The following is a 26548-nucleotide window of genomic DNA, read 5'->3' on the forward strand; positions in this document are numbered from 1 at the left end:
GGGACAAGATATTCTAGCAAACCTTTTAAAAAACAAGAAAGTTTGCACTATCACCCGATGAAAATGCCGCTACTGAGACTTGATGTAGAGGTATTTCTCAAACTCATCTATGGTCATCGGCTTGGCAAAATAGTAGCCCTGAATGATGTAACAGCCACGACTAAAGACCTGCTCTAGCTGCTCCTGGGTCTCCACCCCTTCGGCCACCACTTTCAGCTTAAGGTTTCGGGCCAGCTCTATGATACTGCTGGCGATCGCCTGATCTGCCTCGTTAGTAGCGATATCGATCAGGAAGGAGCGATCGATCTTGAGCGTGCTGACATCGAAGCTACGCAGATAGGCAAGCGACGAGTAGCCGGTACCGAAATCGTCGATCGCTACCTCTATGCCGATCTCCCGTAGCGCCTTTAGGTGATCTTTGGCCACATGCAGCTCTTTCATCAAGACGCCCTCGGTGATCTCCAGCCCCAGCATCTTAGCCGGCATGCCAGACTCCTTGAGCGCCTGCTGCACATCTTGAATAAAGTCGGGTTGCCTGAAGTGCACCGCAGAGACGTTGACCGACAGTTTCAACTCGTCGCCGAAATGTTCAGCCCACTTGGCGCCCTGCAGACAGGCCTGCTTGATCACCCAACGGTCGATTTCGATGATCAGGCCGCATGACTCCGCCACCCGGATAAAGATATCGGGACGAATATAACCTTCCTTGGGGTGGTGCCAGCGCAGCAGCGCCTCCATGCCCACCACCTTGTCGTCCTTGAGGATATCGATCTGCGGCTGGAAGTAGAGCTCAAACTCCTGCCTGTCCATCGCCTTACGTAGCTCTGCCTCCAACTTGAGGTGATACAGGGCCTCGGCGTTACGCTCGGCCGAGAAGTATTGGAAGTTACCCCGCCCCTCTTCCTTGGCGTGGTACATGGCCTGATCGGCGTTCTTGATCAACACCTCGGGCTGCTTGGCATCATCCGGCCACAGGCTGACCCCGATACTGGTGGAGATGAAAAACTCACGACCATAGAGCTCGAACGGCTTCTCTATCTGGCGGATCAGCGCCTCACACAAATGGTTGACCTCGTCGATATCCACCATGTCGCGCATCAAAATCACAAACTCATCGCCCCCGAAGCGGCAGAGGGTGTGGTTTTCACTCACGCAGGATTGCAAACGGCTGGCGGCCTCCACCAGCAGGGCGTCGCCCATGCTGTGACCATAGGAGTCGTTGACGTTCTTGAAGCGATCCAGATCGAGGAAGATCAGCGCCAGCTTATCTTCGGTCTGCTCGGCGCGGTGGATACACTTAGCCAGTCGCGCGGCGAACAGGGAACGATTGGGCAAACCGGTCAGCACGTCATAGTTGGCCAGACGGCGCAGGTCCGCCTCGGTCTGCTTACGCTCTGTGATATCTGAGAACACCGCCACATAATGGCTGATGTTGCCGCGGTCATCTTTCATGGTGGACAGGTTCAGCCACACGGGGCAGATCAGCCCCTCGGCGCACTGAAACTCGTGCTCGCCGGTCCAGGTGATGCCCTGCTCCAACAGGATGTTGATCTCATCACTCCTGTCTTCGCTGCTGTGAACCAGCTGAGCAAAGTATCTGTCGATAAGATCATCGGCGCTCATCCCCAGAATAGACTGGGCCGCCTTGTTCGAGACCCTCACCCGCTCATCGGCGTCTAAGATAAGCACCCCTTCCGAGGTGTTGGCAAACGCCTGAGCCAGCAGCTTAACGTCATCTTCCAGCATTCGCTGCGTAGTAATGTCGGTGTAGATACCGGCGACTTTCTTCACCCGGCCGCTAACGGGATCGAACTCCAATGCACGGCCGCGTACCCGGGTCCAGCCCCAAGACTCGTCGGGGCGGCGGTAACGATAATCCACATCCAACCTGTCATCCTGCTTGGAGAGCAGGCGTTTCCAGGCGGTAAATACCTTTTCCTGGTCATCGGCATAGATGGGGAACTCATCCATCTTAAGCTCGAAGGCATCTCCTCTGTCGGGGAAATAGCCCCCACGGTTTTCCAGCAGGAAGGTTTCGCTCTCGCTGTGCCACTCCCACAGCTCTGAGTCACTGCCCCGCAGCGATTGACGCAGCCTGTCCTCGCTCTCCTTGAGCTTCTTGTTGACCCGTCTGAAGGCACCTATCTGCTTCTGACGCAGCAGCAGGAAGTAGAGCCCCACCAGCAGAAGCGAAAGCAGCAGCAAGCCTCTGAACCAGTCGTAGTTCCACCAGTAATCTTCTACCACGAAGCTGAACGAATAGGGGGTCTGCGACCAGACGCCGTTTTGCTCGCTGAGAATGTCTAAGGTGTAGTGGCCATCCTTGAGGCCCGAGACGTTGACCTGGGACTGGCCCATTAGCTGCAAGTACTTGCTCTCCTCGGACGCCTTGCCGCGGCGAAGACGATACTGCAGCTGAAACGGAATATCGGTCAGATAGTCGAGACTGGTCAGCTGGAAACTGATCAGGCGCGCACCGGGTTTTATCAGCATACCCGCCTCGGGCACCAGCTTGGTCTCCGTGTTGTCCTCGTAGAATACGGAGACAGATTCCATCATGATGCCATCTTCCGCCAAACGATTACGCATCTGGGGCACATCCACTAAAGCCACCCCATCTGGACTACCGACATAGAGACCGGCCCCTGGCTCATAGAAGGCGGCGCCATCGTTGAGCTCGTGACTGATCAGTCCGTCCTGCTTCTCGATAACCGTGATCCCGCCGGTGGTGAGATCTTGTCTCACCAGGGAGTTGGCACAGCCAAGTACCCGATAGCCCGGCAACTGCTCGATGAAATAGACGGAGCTACACTCCACCTGCCAGTTGTCGGTGAGAAAATAGGTCAGGCCCGTCTTGGGGTGGTACTCCACCAGCCCCTTGGGCGAGGTACCGAGCCAGAGCACGCCTGAATCCACCTCTTTGATATAGCTGACATCGACTGAGATGTTGTCGTCGGCGAATAGATCGATGCGCGAATAGAAGAGCCCCTTGCTATCGATATAGCCGAACAGGTTCTCACCGCCGATCCACAGCTTGCCGTCGGCCGCCCGGTAGATGGAGCGCAGCGGGATCTGATGCAGGGTACCGTCGACGCCTTTGACCTGCATTCGAGTCGGCTCCAGGCACCCCTTGTCCCAGTAGAACAGGCCCGTGGCGGTGACGAACCACCAGCGCGAGCTGATCAGAGGGTCCTTGTAGCTGAAGTAGATCATCTTATTTTCGAGCGAGGTGCGCCCGCCGCTGATCTCGGCGAAACGCATGGTCTTGCGCGCCTGCTTGTCGTAGATGAACAGGCCATTGGTAGTGCCCAGCAGCAGACGCTGCTTGTCGAACGCGCTCACCGTATAGACGCTGTCGTTGACCTCCATCTCATCTGGCAGATAGGTCTCACTCTTCTTGGCGTCGCGATCGACCTCGATAAGCCCCTTGTCTGTGCCCAACCACAGCTTATTTTTCTCGGCAAAGATACCCCAAATCATCTCGTTGCTAATCTGATAAGGGGCGTTGCGGCTAAAGTTGTCCAGCACGAAATCGGGATCGTCGGCGATGATCGCCAGGCCATCACCCGAGCCGCCGACCCAGACCAGGTCGTTATCGTCCACCGCCAGGTCATAGATGTAATCGAGATCCGCCGCCAGTTTCAACTCATTGCTAAAATGCTTTATCTCAAGGGTATCCGGGTGCCACTTGATCAGCCCCTCACGCCCAGACAGCCAGAGAAAGCCGAGCTTATCCTGAGCCATCTGGGTCACGTAGAAGGGGATCTGCTCTACCTTCTCCAGGGTTAACGAATCCGGGTAGACTCGATACAGACCATTGCTCGAACCCAGCCACAAACGCCCCGCCCTGTCTTCGAACAGGTTCTTTATCTGGCCCTGCTCTTCGGTCCAGGGGAAGATGCCTCTGAGCATCCCCAGGCTGTCTCTAAGCTGCAACTCATAGCTCTTACCAACGATCAGCTGGGCATCGCCAAATTGCGACAGCACGAACCAGGGCATATCCGGGTCGCTCGGCAAGGCGCTGATGAAGGTGAGCGTCATCGCCTTGTAGTCGAGTCGGTACAACTCGCCGACATAACTGAGCAGCACATAGCTACCATCTTTCTGGCGGGTGACCGCCTGCAGCCCGCTGGGATGAAACTCGGGAAACAGCTTGTCGCTGCCCAGCTGGACAAACTCATCTTTGACTATGTCGTACAGATAGGTGTTGGCATAGCTGCTGACCAGCAGATGTTGCTTACTCAGAGATTCGGTGAGATAGATATATTCGTCGGAGAGGCGGATATGGTTGGCGTCCTTGTCGATACGCCGCGCCTTGGTATCGCTGATACGGTACAGCCCCTGCTCAGTGGAGAGCCAGGTATAGCCATACTCATCGAAGCTGATGTCGTTTACCGTGGCATTGTTGAGGCCGTCCCGCGCGCTAAAGACCCTCTGCACCAGATCGCCCGCCATACTTGGCGCGGTAAAGCCAATCATGAAAAGCAAACAGCCTAATAAGCGTAACGCCTGGGTAAAACTCATAGAGGATCCCATCTCAGACAGACAGCACAACGGGGTTGGTGCATAGCGCGATAAACTTATAATTGTTACAAAAATATAATATATAAGTTAGCCAGCCAAAAAAAAAGCGCTCAGTGAGCGCTTTTTCCGATTTCAGAAGCAATTACTTTTTCTTCTTAGCCTTAGGGTTAGGCAAATCGGTAATTGAACCTTCGTAGATCTCGGCCGCTAGACCGACAGACTCATGCAGTGTTGGGTGAGCGTGGATGGTCAGTGCCAGATCTTCGGCATCACAACCCATCTCGATAGCCAGACCGATCTCGCCCAGCAGTTCGCCACCGTTAACACCCACGATAGCACCACCGATCACGCGATGAGTTTCCTTATCGAAGATCAGCTTAGTCATACCGTCTGAGCAATCAGAGGCGATTGCACGACCACTTGCCGCCCATGGGAAGCTTGCTGTTTCGTAGGCGATGCCTTGCTCTTTGGCTTCTTTCTCGGTCAGACCAACCCAAGCCACTTCAGGATCTGTGTAGGCGATTGATGGGATCACCTTAGGATCGAAGTAGTGCTTCATGCCAGCAATCACCTCGGCAGCGACGTGGCCTTCATGCACACCTTTGTGTGCCAGCATAGGCTGACCCACGATGTCACCGATAGCATAGATGTGTGGCACGTTGGTACGCATCTGCTTGTCGACATTGATGAAACCGCGCTCATCGATGTTTACGCCAGCCTTGTCGGCGTCGATCAGCTTGCCATTAGGTGTACGGCCGATAGCAACCAATACTGCGTCGTAGCGTACTGGCTCGGTCGGTGCCTTCTTGCCTTCCATAGAGACATAAATACCGTCTTCTTTCGCTTCAACGGCAGTCACCTTAGTCTCGAGGATCAGGTTGAACTTGTTCTTGATCTTCTTGGTGTAGACGCGAACGATATCTTTATCGGCAGCAGGGATCACCTGGTCGAACATCTCAACCACGTCGATTTCACTACCCAGTGATGAGTAAACAGTACCCATCTCAAGACCGATAATACCGCCGCCCATGACCAGCAGCTTGCCAGGCACTTCTTTCAGCTCAAGCGCATCGGTCGAATCCCAGATGCGTGGATCTTCATGAGGAATGAAAGGCAGTTGAATTGGACGAGAACCCGCAGCGATGATCGCTTGCTCGAAGTGAACCACTTTCACGCCGTCTTCGCCGGCAACTTCGATGGTGTTAGGACCGGTGAATTTACCCAGGCCGTTAACCACGTTCACTTTACGCATCTTAGACATGCCGCCAAGACCGCCGGTCAGCTGGCTGATAACACTCTGCTTAAACTCACGTAGCTTATCGAGATCGATCTGTGGCTCGCCAAACACCACACCGTGGTTTGAGATGGCCTTAGCTTCTTCGATCACCTTTGAAACGTGCAGCAGTGCCTTAGATGGGATACAACCCACGTTCAGACACACACCACCTAGGGTGCTGAAACGTTCTACGATAACAGTCTCTAGACCTAAGTCGGCAGCACGGAATGCTGCTGAATAACCTGCAGGGCCTGCACCTAAAACCACTACCTGAGTTTTGATTTCGTTACTCATGTTTTCCTCTATTCTTTCTCATTGTGTTGGGAGGAATTCCGGCCCAACCCATTATGACGCCAGCTTTTTGAACGTTAGTTCTTGTAAGGTGGCCGCATTTTAACCTTTCAAGGAGTTAAACAAAAGGCTACTCATGGTGAGTAGCCTTCATCATTACAAAATAAGTGTGCGTATGTCGGACAGCATACTTGACAGGGTCACGCTGAAGCGTGCCGCCATGGCGCCGTCGATCACACGGTGATCGTAAGATAAAGAGAGCGGCAACATTAACTTAGGCTCGAACTCTTTACCATTCCACTTAGGTTTAATTTCAGACTTAGAAACCCCTAAGATCGCCACGTCAGGATAGTTAACGATAGGCGTAAATGCCGTACCGCCGATGCCACCCAGGCTAGAGATGGTGAAACAGCTACCCTGCATGTCGGCCGCCTTAAGCTTGCCGTCACGAGCCTTAACCGAGATCTCCATCAGTTCGGCCGACAGCTCAATGATGCCTTTCTTGTCGACATCGCGAACCACAGGCACAACCAGACCGTTTGGCGTATCGACCGCCACACCTATGTGGTAGTACTTTTTCTTGATCAGCGACTCACCATCGGCGCTCAGGCTGGCGTTAAACACTGGGAACTGCTGCAGTGTCTTGGCCACCGCCTTCATCATGAAGACCAGCGGCGTGATCTTAACACCAGTCTTCTGCTTGGCAGCGATCTCGTTTTGCTGCTTACGGAAGGCTTCCATCTCTGTGATGTCGGCTTCGTCGAACTGAGTCACGTGTGGAATAGTGACCCAGTTACGGTGCAGGTTAGGTCCAGAGATCTTCTGGATACGGCTCAGCGGCACTTCTTCCACTTCACCAAACTTAGCGAAATCAACCTTAGGCGCTGCAATCACCTGCAGACCACCCTCACCGGCGCCCACGCTAGTGGCCGCAGAGGCTTTAGGACGAGACAGCTCATACTTGATAAAGGCCTGAACGTCTTCCTTCAGAATACGTCCCTTAGGACCAGTACCAGTTACCTGAGTCAGGTCTGCACCAAACTCGCGAGCCAGACGGCGAACCGCTGGCGAGGCGTGCACGGCACCTGTTACCGGCTTGCTACCGGCACTTGGGTGATGCGGCACAGGCGGCTTACTCGCCGCTGGCGCTGGTGCACTGGCTTGCGCAACTGGCGCAGGTGCAGCAGCTGCCGGAGTAGGAGCGGCAACGGGCGCACTCGATTGAGTCTCTATGGTCGCGATGACGCTACCCTGAGAAACCTTGTCACCCACCTTAACGGTCACAGAAACCAGCTTACCGGCGAACGGTGCAGGTACTTCCATGGTGGCCTTGTCGGTTTCCAGAGTGATCAGGCCTTGGTCGGCCTCGATCACATCACCAGCAGCCACCAATACCTCGATAACATCGACGTCAGACGCGTCGCCGATATCGGGCACACTAATCTCTTTCACTTCGATGCTGGCAGCGGCCGCTGGCGCAGCCTCTGCGCTTGGTGCTGGAGCCGCGCTTGCCGCAGGAGTCGCAGTTTCACCGCCGCTCACCTCAAGCATCAGAACCAGAGAGCCTTGAGAGACCTTGTCACCAACGGCCACTTTCATCTCTTTCACCACACCGGCTGCAGGCGCTGGTACTTCCATGGTCGCCTTGTCGGTTTCCAGCGTGATAAGCCCAGTGTCGACATCTATGCTGTCGCCCACGGCCACCAGCACTTCAATCACGTCGACATCTGAAGCATCGCCGATATCCGGCACTGTCACTTCAATCACTTGTGCAGAGGCTGGCGCCGCAGCAACAGGCGCTGCCGGAGCAGGCGTAGCCGGTGCTGCTGCAGGAGCCACTTCTGCTGCCGCTGGTGCAGGCTCGGCGGCCTGCGCCTCACCCGCTTCCATCATAGCGATAAGTGTACCTTCAGAGACGGTATCGCCCACGGCGACCTTTATCTCGGCAAGTTTACCGGCGAAAGGCGCAGGAATATCCATGGTCGCCTTGTCGCTTTCAACGGTAATGATCGATTCTTCGGCGGCGAGGGTATCGCCCACCGCAGCACAGATCTCGATAACCTGTACTTCATCCCCACCGATATCGGGGACTAAAACTTCTTTTAATTCAGCCATTCTCTATCCCCTTACGCGAACTGTGGGTTGATCTTGTCAACATCGATGCCGTACTCGGCAATTGCTTGCGAGAGTACTTCAACTGGCAACTCGTTGCGGTCAACCAGCGACTTCAGTGCGGCGATCACGATGAACTTGGCGTCCACTTCGAAGTGGTGACGCAGATTCTCGCGGCTGTCACTGCGGCCGAAACCGTCGGTACCCAGCACCTTGTAGTCGGTAGGAACATAGGCGCGTAGCTGCTCGCCATATATCTTCATATAGTCGGTGGCAACAACGGCTGGTGAATCGCTAGACAGCACCTGGCTGATATAAGCCTGCTTAGGCGTCTCGGTTGGGTGCAGCATGTTGTAACGCTCTGCCGCCTGACCGTCGCGAGTCAGCTCGTTGAAGCTGGTCACGCTGAATACGTCTGACGAGATACCGAAGTCTTTCGCCAGCGCCTGCGCCGCCTTACGAACTTGTTCAAGGATGGTGCCACAGCCCATTAGCTGTACCTTACCCTTGCCGCTACCAGACACTGATTCCAGCTTGTAGATACCCTTGACGATACCTTCCTCGGCACCCTCTGGCATCTCAGGCTGAACATAGTTTTCGTTCATCGTGGTCAGGTAGTAGAAGATATCTTCCTGGTTTTCGCCGTACATACGACGGATACCGTCTTGAACGATAACTGCAATCTCATAACCATAGGTCGGGTCGTAAGAGATACAGTTAGGGATAGTGTTAGCCAATACGTGGCTGTGACCGTCCTGATGCTGCAGACCTTCACCGTTCAGGGTAGTACGACCTGACGTACCACCAACCATGAAGCCGCGAGCACGCATATCACCTGCCGCCCATGCCATGTCGCCAATACGTTGGAAACCAAACATAGAGTAGTAGATGTAGAATGGGATCATTGGCGTATCGTTAACCGAGTAGCTGGTCGCCGCAGACACCCAAGAAGACATGGCGCCTAGCTCGTTGATACCCTCTTGCAGTACCTGGCCTGACTTATCTTCGCGGTAGTAAGCCACCTGATCCGAGTCTTGTGGTACGTACTTTTGTCCTTCGTGAGCATAGATACCCACCTGACGGAACAGACCTTCCATACCGAAGGTACGCGCCTCATCCGGGATGATAGGGACAATGTTCTTACCTATCTTCTTATCTTTCAGCAGCGCAGTCAGTATACGGACGAACGCCATGGTGCTTGAGATCTCACGACCGTTAGAGCCCTTGAGGATAGAGTCGAAGATCTTCAGTGAAGGCACTTCGAGGTCTTCAGAGAACTTCTGACGACGAGCCGGCATAGAACCGTGCAGCGCGGCGCGGCGTTCTTGAAGGTACTTCACCTCTTCCGAATCTGGACCTGGGTGATAGAAAGGGATTTCTTCTAGCTTGTCGTCAGGGATCGGGATATTGAAGCGGTCACGGAAGTAACGTACGGCGCTGATGTCCATCTTCTTAACGTTGTGCGCGATGTTCTTACCTTCACCGGCATCACCAAGACCATAACCTTTAACAGTCTTAGCCAGGATAACGGTTGGACGACCCTTAGTGTTCTTAGCGTGTTGCAGCGCGGCATAGATCTTCACTGGATCGTGACCACCACGGTTGAGGCGCCAGATGTCATCATCTGACATGTTAGCGACCATCTCGGCGGTTTCAGGGTACTTACCGAAGAAGTGCTCACGGGTGTAAGCGCCACCTTTGGCCTTACAGTTTTGGTATTCGCCGTCGACGGTTTCTTCCATCAGCTGCAGCAGCTTACCGCTGGTGTCGCGCGCCAATAGCGGATCCCAGTAGCGACCCCAGATAACCTTAGCCACCTCCCAGCCAGCGCCGCGGAATTCGCCTTCAAGCTCTTGAATGATCTTGCCGTTACCACGTACAGGACCATCTAGACGCTGCAGGTTACAGTTAACGATGAAGACCAGGTTGTCCAGCTCTTCACGAGCGGCCAGACCGATAGCACCTAGCGTTTCTGGCTCGTCACACTCACCATCACCCAGGAAGCAGTATACGGTTTGCTCAGAGCAATCTTTCAGACCACGGTCGGTCAGGTATTTCAGGAAACGTGCCTGATAGATAGCCTGGATAGGACCCAGACCCATAGAAACTGTTGGGAACTGCCAGTAGTCAGGCATCAACTTAGGGTGTGGGTAAGATGATAGACCCTTGCCGTCGACTTCCTGACGGAAGTTAGCCAGCTGATCTTCGGTCAGGCGACCTTCTAGGAAAGAGCGCGCATAGATACCAGGAGCGATGTGACCCTGGAAGTAAACCAGGTCACCGCCATCCTTCTCGTTTGGTGCACGGAAGAAGTGATTGAAGCAAACATCGTAAATGGTTGCACTAGAGGCGAAACTGGAAATGTGGCCACCCAACTCAAGATCTTTCTTCGAACCACGCAGTACCATGGCCAAGGCATTCCAACGAATGATGGCGCGAATGCGACGCTCCATCTCTTGGTTACCTGGCATATGAGGTTCCTGACCGGCAGGAATCGTGTTGAGGTAGGCGGTGGTCGCCTTATAAGGCAGATGTGTACCGTTACGACGAGCCTTGTCGATTAGCTTCTCAAGAAGAAAATGAGCACGTTCCGGACCTTCTTGCTCTAATACGGCTTGTAATGAATCGACCCACTCTTGAGTCTCTAACGGATCTAAATCTTGCAGCATATGTTCAGACATTTCGCAGTCCTTCCCTATATACATTAATTGTATGAATTGAATAATAAAAAGTGGCAGCTAGACCTAAGCCTACGCGCCACTCTTCAAACGGCGCAGACTACGCTGCAACCGGCTATCTTCTTCCCTCACAGACAACATCACTTCCTCAATGTAGCTTAGATGCTCGTTTGAGGCTTCTCTTGCGGCTTCGGGATCACGACGCACGATGGCGGCAAGAAGATCTTGCCTATGCTCGTTCGCCATTTTAGAGGCATCAGCTCTTCGCTTAAGCAACTCTAGGTTTTGCGCCACATTCTTATGCAGCACGGGGGATAAACTCAGTACCAAATGCAGCATAGCCACGTTGTGAGAGGCCTCGGCAATGGCGCGATAAAAACACACGATCGCCTCTGCCTTCGCCTCGATGTCAGACGCAGCTTCTACCGCTTGGATTTTTTCTTTGATGTTTTGCATGTCCGCATCGGTACCCCGAAGCGCCGCAAAGTAAGCCATCATGCCTTCAGTGGCGTGACGAAACTCGAGGAGGTCATACTGACTCTCGGAATCGCTGTGCATCAGTTCCACAATAGGATCGGCAAGACTCTGCCAAAGTTGCTCTTTGACATAGGTTCCACCGCCTTGACGACGCAGCAGCAGGCCTTTTGCTTCTAACTTTTGAATTGCTTCACGAAGAGATGGTCGAGAGACTTCGAATTGCAGTGCCAATTCACGCTCTGGTGGTAACTTCTGACCCGGTTGCAGACTCCCCTCTAGGATCATCTGCTCCAGCTGATTCATGATCACGTCAGAAATTTTTGGCTGGTTGATTTTGCTATAAGCCATATGGCCCTCAGCTCCTATTGTAAATTGGTCTTACCAATTTAATTGACTGAGCGCACTTTATCAAATCACATTTCAGATGTCCAGTTCGTGATCTGCTTCATGTAAACTCACGATTTGTGAGAATAGCTTATATTTATGATTAAGGGGTCTGACCATTGCTCCAAGCACCTAAGGTTGGCATTAAGTAGAAGCAACGAAGCGAGTCAGGCGCTAAATAGCCGCCGGTCTCGCCCAGTCCCTACACTACCACCCCGAAGATCGTCAGCAAAGAGAGACCGATCACGAGTAAGATAAAGTTTCGCTTACTCAACTGTAGCAAAGAGATGGTCGATTGGACGCAAATTGGTGTAGGTGAATTAAATTCAACTGTCTCTGCCGCCAAGGCAACCTCTGAGATCACATCTCGCGCAGGGCAGCGCCAGCACAATGCCTGCTCGCGCCAACGACTAAATGCCAGCGAAAAGTGGCCGCTGAGTACGTAACCCAGGGCGATCAGGCGGCTCGGCAGCCAGTCCAACAGCATCAAGGCGGCATCCACTATGGGAAGCTCCGCGCCTCGGCTCTTGGCATCGTCTGAGAAATAACGCACGGTACAGTAGAGCACGGCACCGGCCGGTCCGAAGAAGATAAGGTATAAGGCCACGGCACCATAGAAGCGATAGTTAAGCCAGGCAACCGTTTGCCCGACCTTCTCGCCTAGGTCTTGCTCGGAAACGGCATTGAGTGACACATAGGGGTCGAGCTCATCGGCAAAATGATAACAAGCCTGGGCATCGCCGCGACAGGCTGCCTGTATATACTGTTTGAAGACCTGACGCTGTTTGAGATGACTGAAACAGAGAATCGACACCCCGACCCATAGCCCGAGGCTCAACAGCCCCCAAAACATGCCGGCCACGAACCAGGCCAGCACCTGCACAGCTATTGCTGGCAGAATCAGCGCAATCGCCATCATAAGATCATTGGTTAGCTGCTTGCGGCCAAAGAAACTCTTGGCATACAAGGCTAATAGGGTTTCTAGCTGCCATGCCTGGGGTAATAGCTTGAGGCGCTCTATCATGATCGCCAACAATAAGGAAAACAGTGCCATCTTACTCCCCTCTCCCTTCCATCTGATTATTGTGTTTGTCGGTCAACTAAACGGTTTTATTCAGTCACTAGGCTAGCGCGATATCTGTGCCAGTCGAAACTCTCGCCCGGATCTGTCTTACGCCCTGGGGCTATGTCACTGTGCCCGACGATAAGATTTCTATTGAGCATAGGATATGCGTCAAACAAGACCAAGGTTAATTGCGTGAGCCGCTCATACTGCTCGTCGGTATAGGCAAGGCTATCGGTACCTTCAAGCTCTATACCTATAGCAAAGTCGTTACAACCCGCTCGCCCTGCAAACGAGGAGACGCCGGCATGCCAGGCGCGAGCATCACAGCTGACATACTGCACCAACTCGCCGTCTCGCCGGATCAGAAAATGCGCCGACACTTCTAATCCTTGTAGGTCGCAAAAACTCTCATCGGCCTGAATATCCAAACAGCCTTGGAAAAGCTGATCGATATAGGGCAAGCCAAACTGCCCGGCAGGCAGGCTAATGTTGTGGATCACCAGCAGGCTCACCTCATCATCTGGACGGGCATTAAAATGTGGCGAGACACACTGTCGACACTCTCGAATCCAACCTTTATGCAATGTCATGTTAGCCACAGACCAATCTACCTCCAAACAATATCAAGCCGTTAGCACTTTACCCCAATTCGGATGATAGCCGCCAGTCACACGAGAGCAATGATTACAAATCGGCACAAATTGCGTCTATCTTCACCGCGTAGCGCTAAATATCCCTGCTTTTTCAATCAGGGATTTGTTACTATTAACGGCATATAGCTAAGTGCTCGCAGCCTTTGAATCAAGAGAGATAACCCATTCGAGCTTAAGTGTAATACCAATCACAGTAAGTATGTGATCAGAAATAGCGCAGAAAAAACGCTTGAGAACAAAGCAAGATTTTTAGATAAGTAGTTATTCTACAATTAAAAATATTAATGTAGTTATCGAGCGTTTTAACAAGCTAGAATGATCAATTATTTATTACGATTGGTATAAGCTCAGGGAGTGCGGCGAGCCGCCATGAGGAAAGAAAGATGCTGGAAAATGACATTAGATTAGCCGTCAAAGTCGCACTCGAAGAAGATTTAGGTTTTCAGGCCGATTCAAATCTTACTGCCGAAGAAAAGTTAAGTCTGGATATCACGGCTCAGCTTATTCCTAGTGATAAGTATGCGCAGGCTAGCTTGATCACCCGCGAAGAAGGGGTCTTTTGTGGTAAAGCATGGGCAGAACAAGTCTTTAACCAGCTAGGTGGTGAAGTTGCCTTACATTGGCATGTGGACGATGGCGATCTCGTCTTACCGAACCAAGTGCTTTGTGAAATGTCAGGTTCGGCCCGTGCCATTCTGACCGGTGAGCGCACCGCGATGAACTTCATCCAGACACTATCAGGCGTTGCCACCCTAACCAAACTCTATGTCGACAGACTGGCGGGCACCCACTGCAAGCTATTAGATACCCGCAAGACGATTCCAGGTCTGCGCACAGCGCAAAAATATGCCGTCACCTGCGGTGGTGGCAAGAACCATCGTATCGGCTTGTTCGATGCCTTCCTGATCAAGGAAAATCACATCATGGCCAGTGGCTCAATTGCCTCTGCCATTAATGCCGCCCGCCAGCTTGCCAGCGACAAGCTAGTGGAGGTCGAAGTCGAAAGCATAGATGAACTCAAGCAGGCGCTCGACGCAGGCGCCGATATCGTTATGCTCGACAATTTTGACGTCACCATGATGATAGAGGCGGTAGAGCTAAATAATAGCTATAACGAAAACCAGCGGGTAAAACTCGAGGTATCGGGCAACGTGACCCTAGACACAATCTCAGACTACGCCAAGACAGGCATAGACTACATTTCAGTCGGAGCCCTCACTAAACACGTCAAGGCACTGGATCTGTCGCTACGCCTCAAAGACTAATTTTTCGTAATAAGAATTGAATGATCAGCTTGGTATTATCCCCAACCAAGCTGAGCAACATTTGTGCAACAAACCCTGTTTCACCAAATCTTGTAGGTAAAATGAGCGGGTCAAATGCGGTGTTTTAACCGCTATAAAATTGACACTATTATCTCGATCGCCAATTTTTCAGCCAAAGTCATAATTACGCTATAACTTTTTTTACAAAAAAAAACTTTATTAGACAAATTCACCATTAAATTAGTACTTTGATGCGATTTACGGTTCCCTTTTTATTAACTTTGTACTAACTTTGGCTTTAGGCGAGATGGCCCTTTCGGCCAGCTTACCATGAAGGTAAACCGACTTAGTAAGTCGAAAGCATTAATTATCGTTAATTGAGGATTTTCTAGGCTAGCGACACGTTCAATGAAACATCCCCTTAACATTTACATGTTAACTGGAAGCTTTATGCGAGAGTGCCACTGAATGAGTAGCAGCAAATTAGCTGTACTGGGTTAGAAGAGAAAAATTAATTGTAACATGATGATTTTGATAAACTAAATTGCCAAATGGTGCAGTTTGCCGATTGAAGATAAATCAAACTTAGAGTGAAAGCCGAAAATGAAAAGTAAGCCATGGTAAAACTACCTAAGCGCTTAATTCATTCAGGAATTCATAAAATACTAGTTGATAGCAATAACGATTTGACCAAGGACGATGTCTTAAGCTAGGCAGGAGCAAGTTGAACCAATAGGTTTCAGCCACTAATTCGAGAGTAAGGGCCTTAGCCATAGAGCAGATAAGTTGCGGTAATTGAGTAGTGTTTCGCAACAAGTTTGGCTATAACTAAAGGGCTAACTACTAGAATAGAAGTGCTGTTATCCTAAAAATCAGCATTGAGACAAGTCGAGTCAGAGTTCTGTCAAATGGAGAGAGTAAAAATGAAAGGTTTCAAAAAGACTAACGCTAAGGGTTTCACCCTGATTGAATTAATGATCGTTGTTGCAATCATCGGTATTCTCGCCGCAATTGCACTTCCTGCTTATCAAGATTACACAATTAAATCTCAAGTCGGTGGTGGCCTGTCAGAAGTTTCTGGGCTCAAAAATGCTTTTGAAGTTGCCGTCTTGGACGATATCGACCCTTCTCTAGTGACAACAAACGCTGGTTATGTTGGTCAACAAGCTACAACCGGTACTTATTGCGATCTAGCCTTAACAGCTAGAACTGCCATGGAATGTACATTAAAAGGTGGTAACGCCACTTATGTCAATGGTAAAAAGCTTACCTTAAATAGAAGTGCAGATGGTGTGTGGACATGTAATACAGATGTTGATGCTAAATATCGTCCTAAAGGCTGTACTGCTGCGGCTGCTCCAGCTCCATAATCTAACTTAGCTAAATTAATCGAGGGACAAGCCTATTGGCTTGTCCCTATTATCTTTATCATAACGCGGACGTTAGTTTGATTTAATATGCCTACAACTGGACTTCATCTAGGGTTATCCACGCTATTTATTCGCAAACAAATGTTAAGCGAAGAAGAAGTTGCAACGGCAATAACGAAATCTCGCCAATCAAAATTATCTTTAGTATCAACGATAGTATCGGAAAAACTACTATCAGCCAGAGAAATAGCAGAACTCTGCTACGAAGAATATGGCACGCCGCTGTTAGACCTAAATGAATTCGACATAAGCAGCATTCCAGAAGATTTTCTCAACAAGAAACTGATAGAAAAACATAAATGTTTACCCTTATTTAAACGTGGTAATCGCCTTTATATCGGCACCTCAGATCCGACCAATATTGCCGCCTTAGAAGATTTTCAATTTAGTGCAGGGCTCCATGCCGAAGCCATTCTGGTCGAAGATGACAAGTTAACCTTAGCGTTAGAAAAGGTTCTCGAAGAAGATATATCAGCGCTCGATCTAGATGGTATAGATGAAGACTCTTTATCCGGCATTGAGATTACCGATACAGACAAGCGCCAGGAAGAACAGCAGGGTGATGCCAGTGATGACGCCCCTATCGTCATCTATATCAATAAAATATTAACAGATGCCATACGTAAAGGCGCATCAGATCTGCACTTTGAGCCTTACGAGAAGCGTTACCGCATTCGCTTTCGTATCGATGGCATATTACACGAAGTCTCTGAGCCACCGGTTAACTTGGCTGGTCGTATCTCAGCTCGTTTAAAAGTAATGTCTAAGCTCGATATCGCCGAACGCCGCGTGCCCCAGGATGGCCGTATCAAGATGAAGCTATCTCGCACTAAGTCAATCGACTTTCGAGTCAGCACCTTGCCCACCATCTGGGGCGAAAAAATCGTGATGCGTATCTTGGACTCTTCTTCGGCGCAGCTCGGCATCGAAAAGCTAGGTTATGAAGACGATCAAAGGGCACTATACGAGGAGATGCTTGCCAAACCTCAAGGCATGATCTTGGTAACCGGCCCTACAGGCTCAGGTAAAACTGTATCTCTCTACACAGGCCTTAATATTCTCAACACCGAAGAGCGCAATATTTCAACCGCAGAAGACCCAGTTGAAATTAACTTAGAAGGCGTCAATCAGGTTCATATTAACCTAAAAGCGGGCCTTACCTTCGCTTCTGCTCTGCGCTCATTTCTGCGTCAAGATCCAGATGTAGTCATGGTTGGTGAGATCCGTGACCTGGAAACCGCTGAAATCGCCATTAAGGCTGCGCAAACCGGCCACTTGGTGCTATCAACCCTACATACCAACTCGGCTGCGGAAACACTCACTCGTCTCATCAATATGGGCGTCCCCGGATACAACATCGCCAGCTCAGTTAATCTAATTATTGCACAGCGTCTGGCGAGAAGGCTCTGCACCGAATGCCGTCAACCAGAAGACGTGCCAGAGCACGAACTACTCAATTTAGGCTTTACCCAAGCACAAATAGATCAAGGATTTACTGTCTACAAGCCCGTTGGCTGCGATCTCTGTTCAGGCGGCTATAAAGGTCGCGTAGGTATTTATGAGGTAATGAAAATGTCAGATGAGATTGCTCGTACTATCATGGAAGGAGGCAACTCGTTACAAATAGCAAACCAGGCCAAAGAGCAAGGCATGCGAGATCTACGGGAATCTGGACTACGCAAGGTCATTGCCGGTGTGACGAGCATTACCGAAATAAACCGCGTCACCAGTTTTTAGAGATCGTAAGCGTAAATTGCAGGCAAAAGCTTGCACCCTTTTAACTTACAGCTGATGACTTAATACTTTTCCAAGAAAGGATTTTCCATGGCAACCGCATCTCTAGCAAAGACGGCAAACAAAAAACAAAAAGCAGCCAAGGCACAACCCAAAGTGGTCACCTTCGAGTGGAAAGGCATCAACCGCGATGGCAAGAAAACTTCAGGCGAATTAAGAGGTACTTCTTCTGCGGAGATTAAGGCGCAACTAAAATCCCAAGGAGTAAACCCTAAGGTCGTCAAGAAAAAAGCAGATCCACTTTTTAAAAGCGACCCTAAGATCAAGGCGATGGATATCGCCATGATCACCCGTCAGATAGCGACCATGCTGGCAGCAGGTGTGCCTATTGTTACTACGCTAGAAATTTTAGGTCGGGGCCACGAAAAACCTAAAATGAGAGAGCTATTAAGTACAATTGTTAGTGATGTACAGGCAGGCATTCCCTTATCTGACTCACTAAAACCCCACAGACAGCATTTCGATGATCTCTATGTCGATTTAGTTGCCGCTGGCGAGCACTCAGGTTCGCTGGATGCTGTTTTCGACAGAATTGCGACCTATAGAGAAAAGGCTGAAGCTTTAAAATCAAAAATCAAGAAAGCTATGTTCTATCCCGCTGCTGTAATAGTCGTCGCCATAGCCGTTACAACTTTATTACTTCTTTTTGTAGTTCCTCAGTTCGAAGAAATATTCGCAGGCTTTGGTGCAGAGTTACCGGGCTTTACGCAATTCATTATTGGTATCTCACGCTGGCTTCAATCCTCTTGGTATTTTTTTATAATAGGGTTGATCTTTTTCGTTTGGGGATTTAAAAGAGCCCATTTAAAATCAGAGAATTTTCGAAACAGAGTTGACGAGCTAATCTTAAAAGTACCAGTCATTGGTGACATTCTTCACAAAGCAGCAATGGCACGCTTCGCTAGAACGTTAGCAACAACTTTTGCTGCCGGGGTGCCACTAATTGACGGACTAGAGTCTGCAGCAGGAGCCTCAGGTAACTATGTCTATCGGACAGCACTAACTAAAGTGAGAAGCGAGGTCATGTCAGGCATGCAGATGAATGTTGCTATGCGCACCACAGGGTTATTCCCCGATATGCTGATTCAGATGGTAATGATAGGCGAAGAATCAGGTGGTTTAGATGAGATGCTTAATAAAGTTGCCAACATCTATGAGATGCAGGTCGATGATGCCGTCGATGGGCTCTCTAGTCTTATCGAACCTATCATGATGGTGGTGATTGGTACACTCGTCGGTGGTCTCATCGTTGGTATGTATCTACCAATCTTCCAAATGGGTAACGTGGTCGGCTAACCCTAAGATTTTTTTAAATTATAAGAATAAGCTTTTTCAATGACTGAATTTATCCAATTAATGGCTCAGTACCCTTTGCTGTTTGCCGCAATTTCCTTTGTCTTCGCATCTACAATTGGCAGTTTTTTAAACGTAGTGATTCATCGCCTTCCAGTGATGATGAAAAGAGAGTGGCAGCTAGAATGTAACCAATATCTCGATGAATACCACAACGAAACCGTTGCGGAGATTAAAGATAAATTAGCTCAGCCGATCGATGACTATCCAGAAAAATACAATCTTGTGGTACCTGGCTCTGCCTGCCCAAAATGTAAAACAAGCATAAAGCCTTGGCACAACTTGCCCATTTTTGGTTGGTTAATGCTCGGTGGTAAATGCGCTAACTGCAAAACTAACATATCTGCCAGATACCCTATTATTGAGATTATTACAGGGCTGGCGGTTGCCTATCTGGCCTACCATTTTGGCCCAACGTGGCAATTTGTCTTTGCCACCATTCTGACCTTTGGCCTGGTAGCCTTAACAGGGATAGATCTCGATGAAATGCTGCTGCCGGATCAGATCACTTTGCCACTCTTATGGATTGGCCTACTTATAAGTCTAAATGGCACCTTTGTCTCGATTACAGATGCGGTCATTGGTGCTTCTGCGGGTTATATGAGCCTTTGGAGCGTGTTCTGGGGATTCAAAATACTAACCGGCAAGGAAGGTATGGGTTATGGCGACTTTAAGCTATTAGCCGTATTCGGCGCCTGGTTTGGCTGGCAATTATTGCCACTCATCATCCTGTTATCCTCCATTGTTGGCGCACTAGTTGGCTTGCTACTCATCGTCAATAAGAAGATCAATTCTGGCAATCCCATACCATTTGGCCCTTATATCGCCTTAGCAGGCTGGATTGCCATGATTTGGGGTGAGAAGATAGTAAATTGGTACCTATCTACCTTATAGCCTTTAGCTAAGAAAACATCATGTCGAAATTTGTTGTAGGCCTCACCGGCGGTATAGGAAGCGGCAAGACAACTGTCGCCAACTTGTTTGGCGAATTGGGTATTGATCTTGTTGACGCAGATATTGTCAGTAGAGAGGTTGTCGCCAAGGGGACGAAAGGGCTAACCGAAATTGCTCACCATTTTGGTCCAAGCGTCCTACTTGAAAGTGGTGAGCTCAATCGCGCTGCTTTAAGAGAGAAAATCTTTAACGACCCATCAGCAAGAGAGTGGTTGAATAACCTCCTGCACCCGTTAATTCGGACGGAAATGTTAACACAATTGCAAAATGCGACCTCGGCCTACGCAATTTTAGTTGTCCCCTTGCTATTTGAGAACGGTTTAGATAGGTTAGTCAATTGCACTTTAGTGGTTGATATTTCGCCAGAGTTACAAATAAAGCGAACCACTGAAAGGGATGCTGTCGATGAGCAGCAAGTAAAAAATATAATAGCTAGCCAGGCAAGCAGAGACGAAAAACTATCTAAAGCCGATGATGTTATCGATAATCAAGGTGATATCTCGGCATTAAAAGAAAAAGTCACTGCATTACATAATAAATACATAAAATTAGCCGCTCAGACTTAATAATTGTCATGAATGAATTGATCTATGAACAACCATTGAACGAGAAGACTCGAAGCTATCTTAGGCTAGAGTACCTCGCTAATCAGGTGCAAAGTAATTTAGATCAAGACCATCAACACCGCTGTTTTTACCCGTTATTTTCTCTTTGTGAACTCACCGAACGTTGTGACTATCGCAGTGAAATTATAAAAGACATCGACAAGCAGCTAATAAACCTCAAAAAATGGCAGCACCTCCCCCACATCGATGATCAGCAGGTAGAAGGCTATATCGATCAGATGCAAGAGGCGAGAATTAAGCTCATCCGCTGCGAACGACCCGGTCAAAAGCTAAAGCAAGACAGATTTCTCTCAGCCTTACGCCAGCGATTTGGCATGCCAGGAGCCTGCTGTAACTTCGATCTCCCCCAGCTACATTACTGGTTAGCCAAACCCTGGGAAGTACGCCAGCAAGAGTACAAGAACTGGACTGAACATTTCGAATGCCTGCTCACTCCAATCAAATTACTGCTTGAGCTCACCCGTAAAACAACCGTTTATAACCCTGCAACGGCCACCGCTGGCTTTTATCAAGGGTCGAGCACTCAAGCCCTCTCACTTATCCGGGTGAAGATAGATCCCGCTCAGGGATGCTATCCCACCATCAGTGGCAACCGTAACCGCTACGCCATACATTTCGTCTTATTTGACCAACAAAAACACTCAGACAGATCGATAGACTTTATGTTGGCAACCTGCACCTAAAGTGGTTTACCATAGCCGACTGTTACAAACCGGCCAATGGGAATGATTATGCCAACCACAGTTAAGTGCCCTACTTGCCAGAAAGAGGTGCTTTGGTCAAAAGAATCTCAATTTAAACCCTTCTGCAGTGAAAGATGTAAGCTGATCGACCTTGGCGACTGGGCATCAGAAAAGCACGCCATCCCAGTAAAGCCCGAGTTTGATCCCGAAGCCCTAGATTCACTAGGCTATGAAGAAGCAGACTTTTTTAAGGATCACTAAATGAAACGTGTGCATGTCGCGGTAGGTATAGTATTCGATGAACAAGAGCAGATCTTACTTGCCAAACGTCCAGCTCATCTACACCAAGGTGGAAAGTGGGAATTTCCTGGTGGCAAGGTCGAATCTGGTGAGACAACCTCCGAAGCGCTGATGAGAGAGTTAAGGGAGGAAGTTGCAATAAAAGTTACCTCCACAAGCCCCTTAATGGCAATTTCCCACGATTATCCGGATAAACAGGTATATCTTGATATCCATACAGTAAAATCCTTTTCTGGTGAAGCTCAGGGACTTGAAGGCCAAGAAGTTAAATGGGCTAGACTCGACGAGCTCAAAGACTTTGACTTTCCAGAAGCCAATACGCCCATCATAGAAAAACTCCTCTCTTTATAGCAACGAATCCGAAAGCCCGAAAATCAGCTCGGGCTTTTACCCTCTCTTCCTAACAAATCACAATCGCTATCAACACATCACTCCCCGAAGAAGGAGCTTCTCGAATAATTACGATCGATATGAGATAAACGACTTGTACACCTATTTTTGATTAAACCAGTTCACCGCTCACCCAAAAAGTAAAAGCCCCCTAAGTACTCAGGCTTGATAATAATGGGTTAAACGTAAGGCTGACATTTTAAAGTCCCACATAGCCTCTAATACCTATACTGCTATGCTTTCACTAAGAGCTTGGAGCCTTTTTTCGCGTGAGTAATTCTCACGAATGCAAAATACTATCGACTTCATCAAGTTAATCATTCTGTCATCTCTTACTTGTGAACAACAGCAGCCACGTATCAAGCAATAGCTATAGGCTTCACGCTAGAAGCCCAACCGCATTGAATTAAGAGTAAATAAATAAAATTAAGGTCACTCACATGCGGGCGTAAGACATCCGCTTATCAAGCAAAACTTGATGGATGACTGGAGCGCGAAGCAGCTAGGCTGCGAGCCGGGGACAAGGCACATCGATGTGCCGAATGCCATAAATGCAGGATGCAGTTTATGGCCATGCTCAGCGATGGGCGACCGTCATGGATGGCGGAAGTGTCGATATAGAAGGAGCATTTATCGACCGACATCGAGAATTGGCGCCTGTCATGGCCAGCTTCTAGCCAGACATCAGATACTAACTCCGTCAATCTCACATGGGGTGTAAGGCATCCGTTTATCAAGCGCAGCTTGTGGCACGAAGCAGCTAGGCTGCAAGCTGGGGGGCTAATGAATACAGAGAAAAGGCGCCTGTCATGGCCAGCTTCGAGCAGAGCTCTCCGCGTTCAGCCCTTGCATCAAACTTTGTTTGATAAACGCAAGAGCTTCACCCTACTTCACATGGAAATGCACCTCACTACGTTCGGGCTCTTTATATTCCCCATGTTCGAGTAGATATTTCAAAAGCTGTTAAACGAAAAAATCCCCAGCACAGTGTGCTGGGGATTTCTCGTTTATTAGGCGCCTGGAAATGACCTACTCTCACATGGGGAGACCCCACACTACCATCGGCGCGATTGCGTTTCACTTCTGAGTTCGGGATGGGATCAGGTGGGACCACAATGCTATGGTTTCCAGACAAAATTGGAAATTCGGAAAGCTGCACTCTTATCTAAGAGTCAATCTGAGTTCGCACTTCAATCAAGTACTTAGTATTCTTTTGATTACGTAAAACCATCGTACGAAACCCTTTTGGGTTGTATGGTTAAGCCTCACGAGTCATTAGTACAGGTTAGCTCAACGCCTCACAACGCTTACACACCCTGCCTATCAACGTCCTAGTCTCGGACGGCTCTTTAGAGACCTTAAAGGTCTAGGGATGACTCATCTTAGGGCTCGCTTCCCGCTTAGATGCTTTCAGCGGTTATCGATTCCGAACGTAGCTACCGGGCAATGCCATTGGCATGACAACCCGAACACCAGCGGTTCGTCCACTCCGGTCCTCTCGTACTAGGAGCAGCTCCCTTCAATCATCCAACGCCCACGGCAGATAGGGACCGAACTGTCTCACGACGTTCTGAACCCAGCTCGCGTACCACTTTAAATGGCGAACAGCCATACCCTTGGGACCGACTTCAGCCCCAGGATGTGATGAGCCGACATCGAGGTGCCAAACACCGCCGTCGATATGAACTCTTGGGCGGTATCAGCCTGTTATCCCCGGAGTACCTTTTATCCGTTGAGCGATGGCCCTTCCATTCAGAACCACCGGATCACTATGACCTGCTTTCGCACCTGCTCGACGTGTATGTCTCGCAGTTAAGCTGGCTTATGCCATTGCACTAACCGTACGATGTCCGACCGTACTTAGCCAACCTTCGTGCTCCTCCGTTACTCTTTGGGAGGAGACCGCCCCAGTCAAACTACCCACCAGGCACTGTCCTCAACCCCGATTCAGGGGCCAGAGTTAGAACATCAACACTACAAGGGTGGTATTTCAAGGATGACTCCACGAGAACTGGCGTTCCCGCTTCAAAGTCTCCCACCTATCCTACACATGTAGGGTCAATGTTCAGTGCCAAGCTATAGTAAAGGTTCACGGGGTCTTTCCGTCTAGCCGCGGGTATACGGCATCTTCACCGCAATTTCAACTTCACTGAGTCTCGGCTGGAGACAGCGTGGCCATCATTACGCCATTCGTGCAGGTCGGAACTTACCCGACAAGGAATTTCGCTACCTTAGGACCGTTATAGTTACGGCCGCCGTTTACCGGGGCTTCGATCATGAGCTTCTCCGAAGATAACCCAATCAATTAACCTTCCGGCACCGGGCAGGCGTCACACCGTATACGTCATCTTGCGATTTTGCACAGTGCTGTGTTTTTGATAAACAGTTGCAGCCACCTGGTATCTGCGACTCCCGTCAGCTTAGAGAGCAAGTCTCATCACCAACAGGAGCGTACCTTCTCCCGAAGTTACGGTACCATTTTGCCTAGTTCCTTCAGCCGAGTTCTCTCAAGCGCCTTGGTATTCTCTACCCGACCACCTGTGTCGGTTTGGGGTACGATTCCTACTAACCTGAAGCTTAGAAGATTTTCCTGGAAGCATGGCATCAACTACTTCATCACCGTAGTGACTCGTCATCAACTCTCAGTATTAGGTACCCGGATTTGCCTAAGTACCCTACCTACAGCCTTAAACGCGGACAACCAACGCCGCGCTAGCCTAGCCTTCTCCGTCTCTCCATCGCAGTTAGCAGAAGTACGGGAATATTAACCCGTTTCCCATCGACTACGCCTTTCGGCCTCGCCTTAGGGGTCGACTCACCCTGCCCCGATTAACGTTGGACAGGAACCCTTGGTCTTTCGGCGAGGAGGTTTTTCACCCCCTTTATCGTTACTCATGTCAGCATTCGCACTTCTGATACCTCCAGCGTGGGTTACCCCTTCACCTTCAACGGCTTACAGAACGCTCCTCTACCGCACCAGCGCAAGCGCTAGTACCCATAGCTTCGGTGTATTGCTTAGCCCCGTTATATCTTCCGCGCAGGCCGACTCGACTAGTGAGCTATTACGCTTTCTTTAAATGATGGCTGCTTCTAAGCCAACATCCTAGCTGTCTAAGCCTTCCCACATCGTTTCCCACTTAGCAATAACTTTGGGACCTTAGCTGATGGTCTGGGTTGTTTCCCTTTTCACGACGGACGTTAGCACCCGCCGTGTGTCTCCCGAGTAGTACTCATTGGTATTCGGAGTTTGCAAAGGGTTGGTAAGTCGGGATGACCCCCTAGCCTTAACAGTGCTCTACCCCCAATGGTATTCGCTCGAGGCGCTACCTAAATAGCTTTCGAGGAGAACCAGATATCTCCCGGTTTGATTGGCCTTTCACCCCCAGCCACAAGTCATCACCGCATTTTTCAACATACGTGTGTTCGGTCCTCCAGTTGATGTTACTCAACCTTCAACCTGCCCATGGCTAGATCACCGGGTTTCGGGTCTACACCTTGCAACTAAACGCGCAGTTAACACTCGGTTTCCCTACGGCTCCGCTATTCGCTTAACCTCGCTACAAAATGTAAGTCGCTGACCCATTATACAAAAGGTACGCAGTCACGGTCTCAAGAACCGCTCCCACTGCTTGTACGTATACGGTTTCAGGTTCTATTTCACTCCCCTCACAGGGGTTCTTTTCGCCTTTCCCTCACGGTACTGGTTCACTATCGGTCAGTCAGGAGTATTTAGCCTTGGAGGATGGTCCCCCCATATTCGAACAAGATATCACGTGTCCCGTCCTACTCGTTTTCACCTAAAGTTAGTTTTCATGTACGGGGCTATCACCCTGTATCGCTGTGCTTTCCAACACATTCCACTAACACCCTCTAGGCTTAAGGGCTAATCCCCGTTCGCTCGCCGCTACTAGGGGAATCTCGGTTGATTTCTTTTCCTAAGGGTACTTAGATGTTTCAGTTCCCCTCGTTCGCCTCACTAAGCTATGTATTCACTTAGTGATGACACCTTATGGTGCCGGGTTTCCCCATTCGGACATCGTTAGCTCAAATGCTTGTTACTAGCTCGCCAACGCTTTTCGCAAGTTACTACGTCCTTCATCGCCTCTGACTGCCAAGGCATCCACCGTATACGCTTAGTCACTTAACCATACAACCCAAATGAGTTTCATCTGAGCTGCATCGCAACTAACGGTTTCTACTTTCGCCAAAAGAATACTCAAGTCACTTGATTAAAGTGTGTTTTGAGAACTCAATTATTTTTCGCAATAACCTTTCGGTTATTACTATCAGCT

The 26548-nt window shown here is 49.7% G+C and carries 16 protein-coding genes and 2 rRNA genes; 9 read left to right on the top strand and 9 right to left on the bottom strand.

The window, feature by feature from the left end; genetic code table 11:
- Positions 1–69 precede the first annotated feature (69 nt).
- From K0I63_RS17700 to ampD, 7 genes are all read right to left on the bottom strand, one after another.
- Positions 70–4524, bottom strand: coding sequence for an EAL domain-containing protein (locus tag K0I63_RS17700; protein ID WP_220081886.1), 4455 nt, complete (start codon positions 4522–4524; stop codon positions 70–72).
- Positions 4525–4666: 142 nt separating this feature from the next.
- A complete protein-coding gene (gene lpdA, locus K0I63_RS17705; RefSeq protein WP_041509825.1) occupies positions 4667–6094 on the bottom strand; it encodes a dihydrolipoyl dehydrogenase in 1428 nt (475 codons plus the stop codon).
- A 153-nt stretch (positions 6095–6247) separates the two neighbouring features.
- Positions 6248–8206 (bottom strand): dihydrolipoyllysine-residue acetyltransferase, encoded by a 1959-nt coding sequence (aceF, locus tag K0I63_RS17710; protein ID WP_220081887.1) that lies wholly within the window; start codon positions 8204–8206, stop codon positions 6248–6250.
- A gap of 11 nt (positions 8207–8217) precedes the next feature.
- Positions 8218–10884 carry a pyruvate dehydrogenase (acetyl-transferring), homodimeric type gene (gene aceE / locus K0I63_RS17715; protein ID WP_011867227.1) on the bottom strand — a complete coding sequence of 889 codons (2667 nt, stop codon included), beginning with the start codon at positions 10882–10884 and terminating at the stop codon, positions 8218–8220.
- A 69-nt stretch (positions 10885–10953) separates the two neighbouring features.
- A complete protein-coding gene (gene pdhR / locus K0I63_RS17720) occupies positions 10954–11706 on the bottom strand; it encodes a pyruvate dehydrogenase complex transcriptional repressor PdhR (protein WP_011867228.1) in 753 nt (250 codons plus the stop codon).
- A gap of 238 nt (positions 11707–11944) precedes the next feature.
- Complete coding sequence (gene ampE / locus K0I63_RS17725; protein WP_220081888.1) at positions 11945–12796, bottom strand: beta-lactamase regulator AmpE; 852 nt, start codon at positions 12794–12796, stop codon at positions 11945–11947.
- Between the two features lie 56 nt (positions 12797–12852).
- The gene (gene ampD / locus K0I63_RS17730; protein ID WP_220081889.1) at positions 12853–13398 is read right to left on the bottom strand and encodes a 1,6-anhydro-N-acetylmuramyl-L-alanine amidase AmpD; all 546 of its coding nucleotides are present in this window, start codon (positions 13396–13398) and stop codon (positions 12853–12855) included.
- Positions 13399–13844: 446 nt separating this feature from the next.
- Here ampD and nadC point away from each other — a divergent pair, with 446 nt between their 5' ends.
- The 9 genes from nadC to mutT all read left to right on the top strand — a co-directional run bounded on the left by nadC (position 13845) and on the right by mutT (position 22217).
- Positions 13845–14726, top strand: coding sequence for a carboxylating nicotinate-nucleotide diphosphorylase (gene nadC / locus K0I63_RS17735; protein ID WP_011867231.1), 882 nt, complete (start codon positions 13845–13847; stop codon positions 14724–14726).
- 923 nt (positions 14727–15649) lie between these two features.
- The gene (locus K0I63_RS17740) at positions 15650–16096 is read left to right on the top strand and encodes a pilin (RefSeq protein ID WP_220081890.1); all 447 of its coding nucleotides are present in this window, start codon (positions 15650–15652) and stop codon (positions 16094–16096) included.
- An 87-nt stretch (positions 16097–16183) separates the two neighbouring features.
- A complete protein-coding gene (gene pilB / locus K0I63_RS17745) occupies positions 16184–17893 on the top strand; it encodes a type IV-A pilus assembly ATPase PilB (protein ID WP_220081891.1) in 1710 nt (569 codons plus the stop codon).
- An 87-nt stretch (positions 17894–17980) separates the two neighbouring features.
- Entirely contained in the window at positions 17981–19246 is a 1266-nt protein-coding gene (locus K0I63_RS17750) for a type II secretion system F family protein (protein WP_220081892.1), read from the top strand.
- Positions 19247–19285: 39 nt separating this feature from the next.
- Positions 19286–20197, top strand: a complete 912-nt coding sequence (locus tag K0I63_RS17755; RefSeq protein WP_220081893.1) for a prepilin peptidase — start codon at positions 19286–19288, stop codon at positions 20195–20197.
- A gap of 20 nt (positions 20198–20217) precedes the next feature.
- Positions 20218–20823 carry a dephospho-CoA kinase gene (gene coaE, locus K0I63_RS17760; protein WP_220081894.1) on the top strand — a complete coding sequence of 202 codons (606 nt, stop codon included), beginning with the start codon at positions 20218–20220 and terminating at the stop codon, positions 20821–20823.
- 8 nt (positions 20824–20831) lie between these two features.
- Positions 20832–21566, top strand: a complete 735-nt coding sequence (zapD, locus tag K0I63_RS17765) for a cell division protein ZapD (protein WP_220081895.1) — start codon at positions 20832–20834, stop codon at positions 21564–21566.
- A gap of 48 nt (positions 21567–21614) precedes the next feature.
- Complete coding sequence (gene yacG, locus K0I63_RS17770; protein ID WP_041407493.1) at positions 21615–21827, top strand: DNA gyrase inhibitor YacG; 213 nt, start codon at positions 21615–21617, stop codon at positions 21825–21827.
- The gene (gene mutT / locus K0I63_RS17775) at positions 21828–22217 is read left to right on the top strand and encodes an 8-oxo-dGTP diphosphatase MutT (protein ID WP_220081896.1); all 390 of its coding nucleotides are present in this window, start codon (positions 21828–21830) and stop codon (positions 22215–22217) included.
- Between the two features lie 1055 nt (positions 22218–23272).
- On the opposite strand, the gene rrf is transcribed toward mutT, so the two are convergent.
- Positions 23273–23388: ribosomal RNA gene (gene rrf, locus K0I63_RS17780) — 5S ribosomal RNA — on the bottom strand.
- Between the two features lie 122 nt (positions 23389–23510).
- Positions 23511–26403, bottom strand: a 23S ribosomal RNA gene (locus K0I63_RS17785).
- Positions 26404–26548 lie beyond the last annotated feature (145 nt).

It is taken from the genome of Shewanella rhizosphaerae (assembly GCF_019457655.1).
GTDB classification, from domain to species: Bacteria; Pseudomonadota; Gammaproteobacteria; order Enterobacterales; family Shewanellaceae; genus Shewanella; species Shewanella loihica.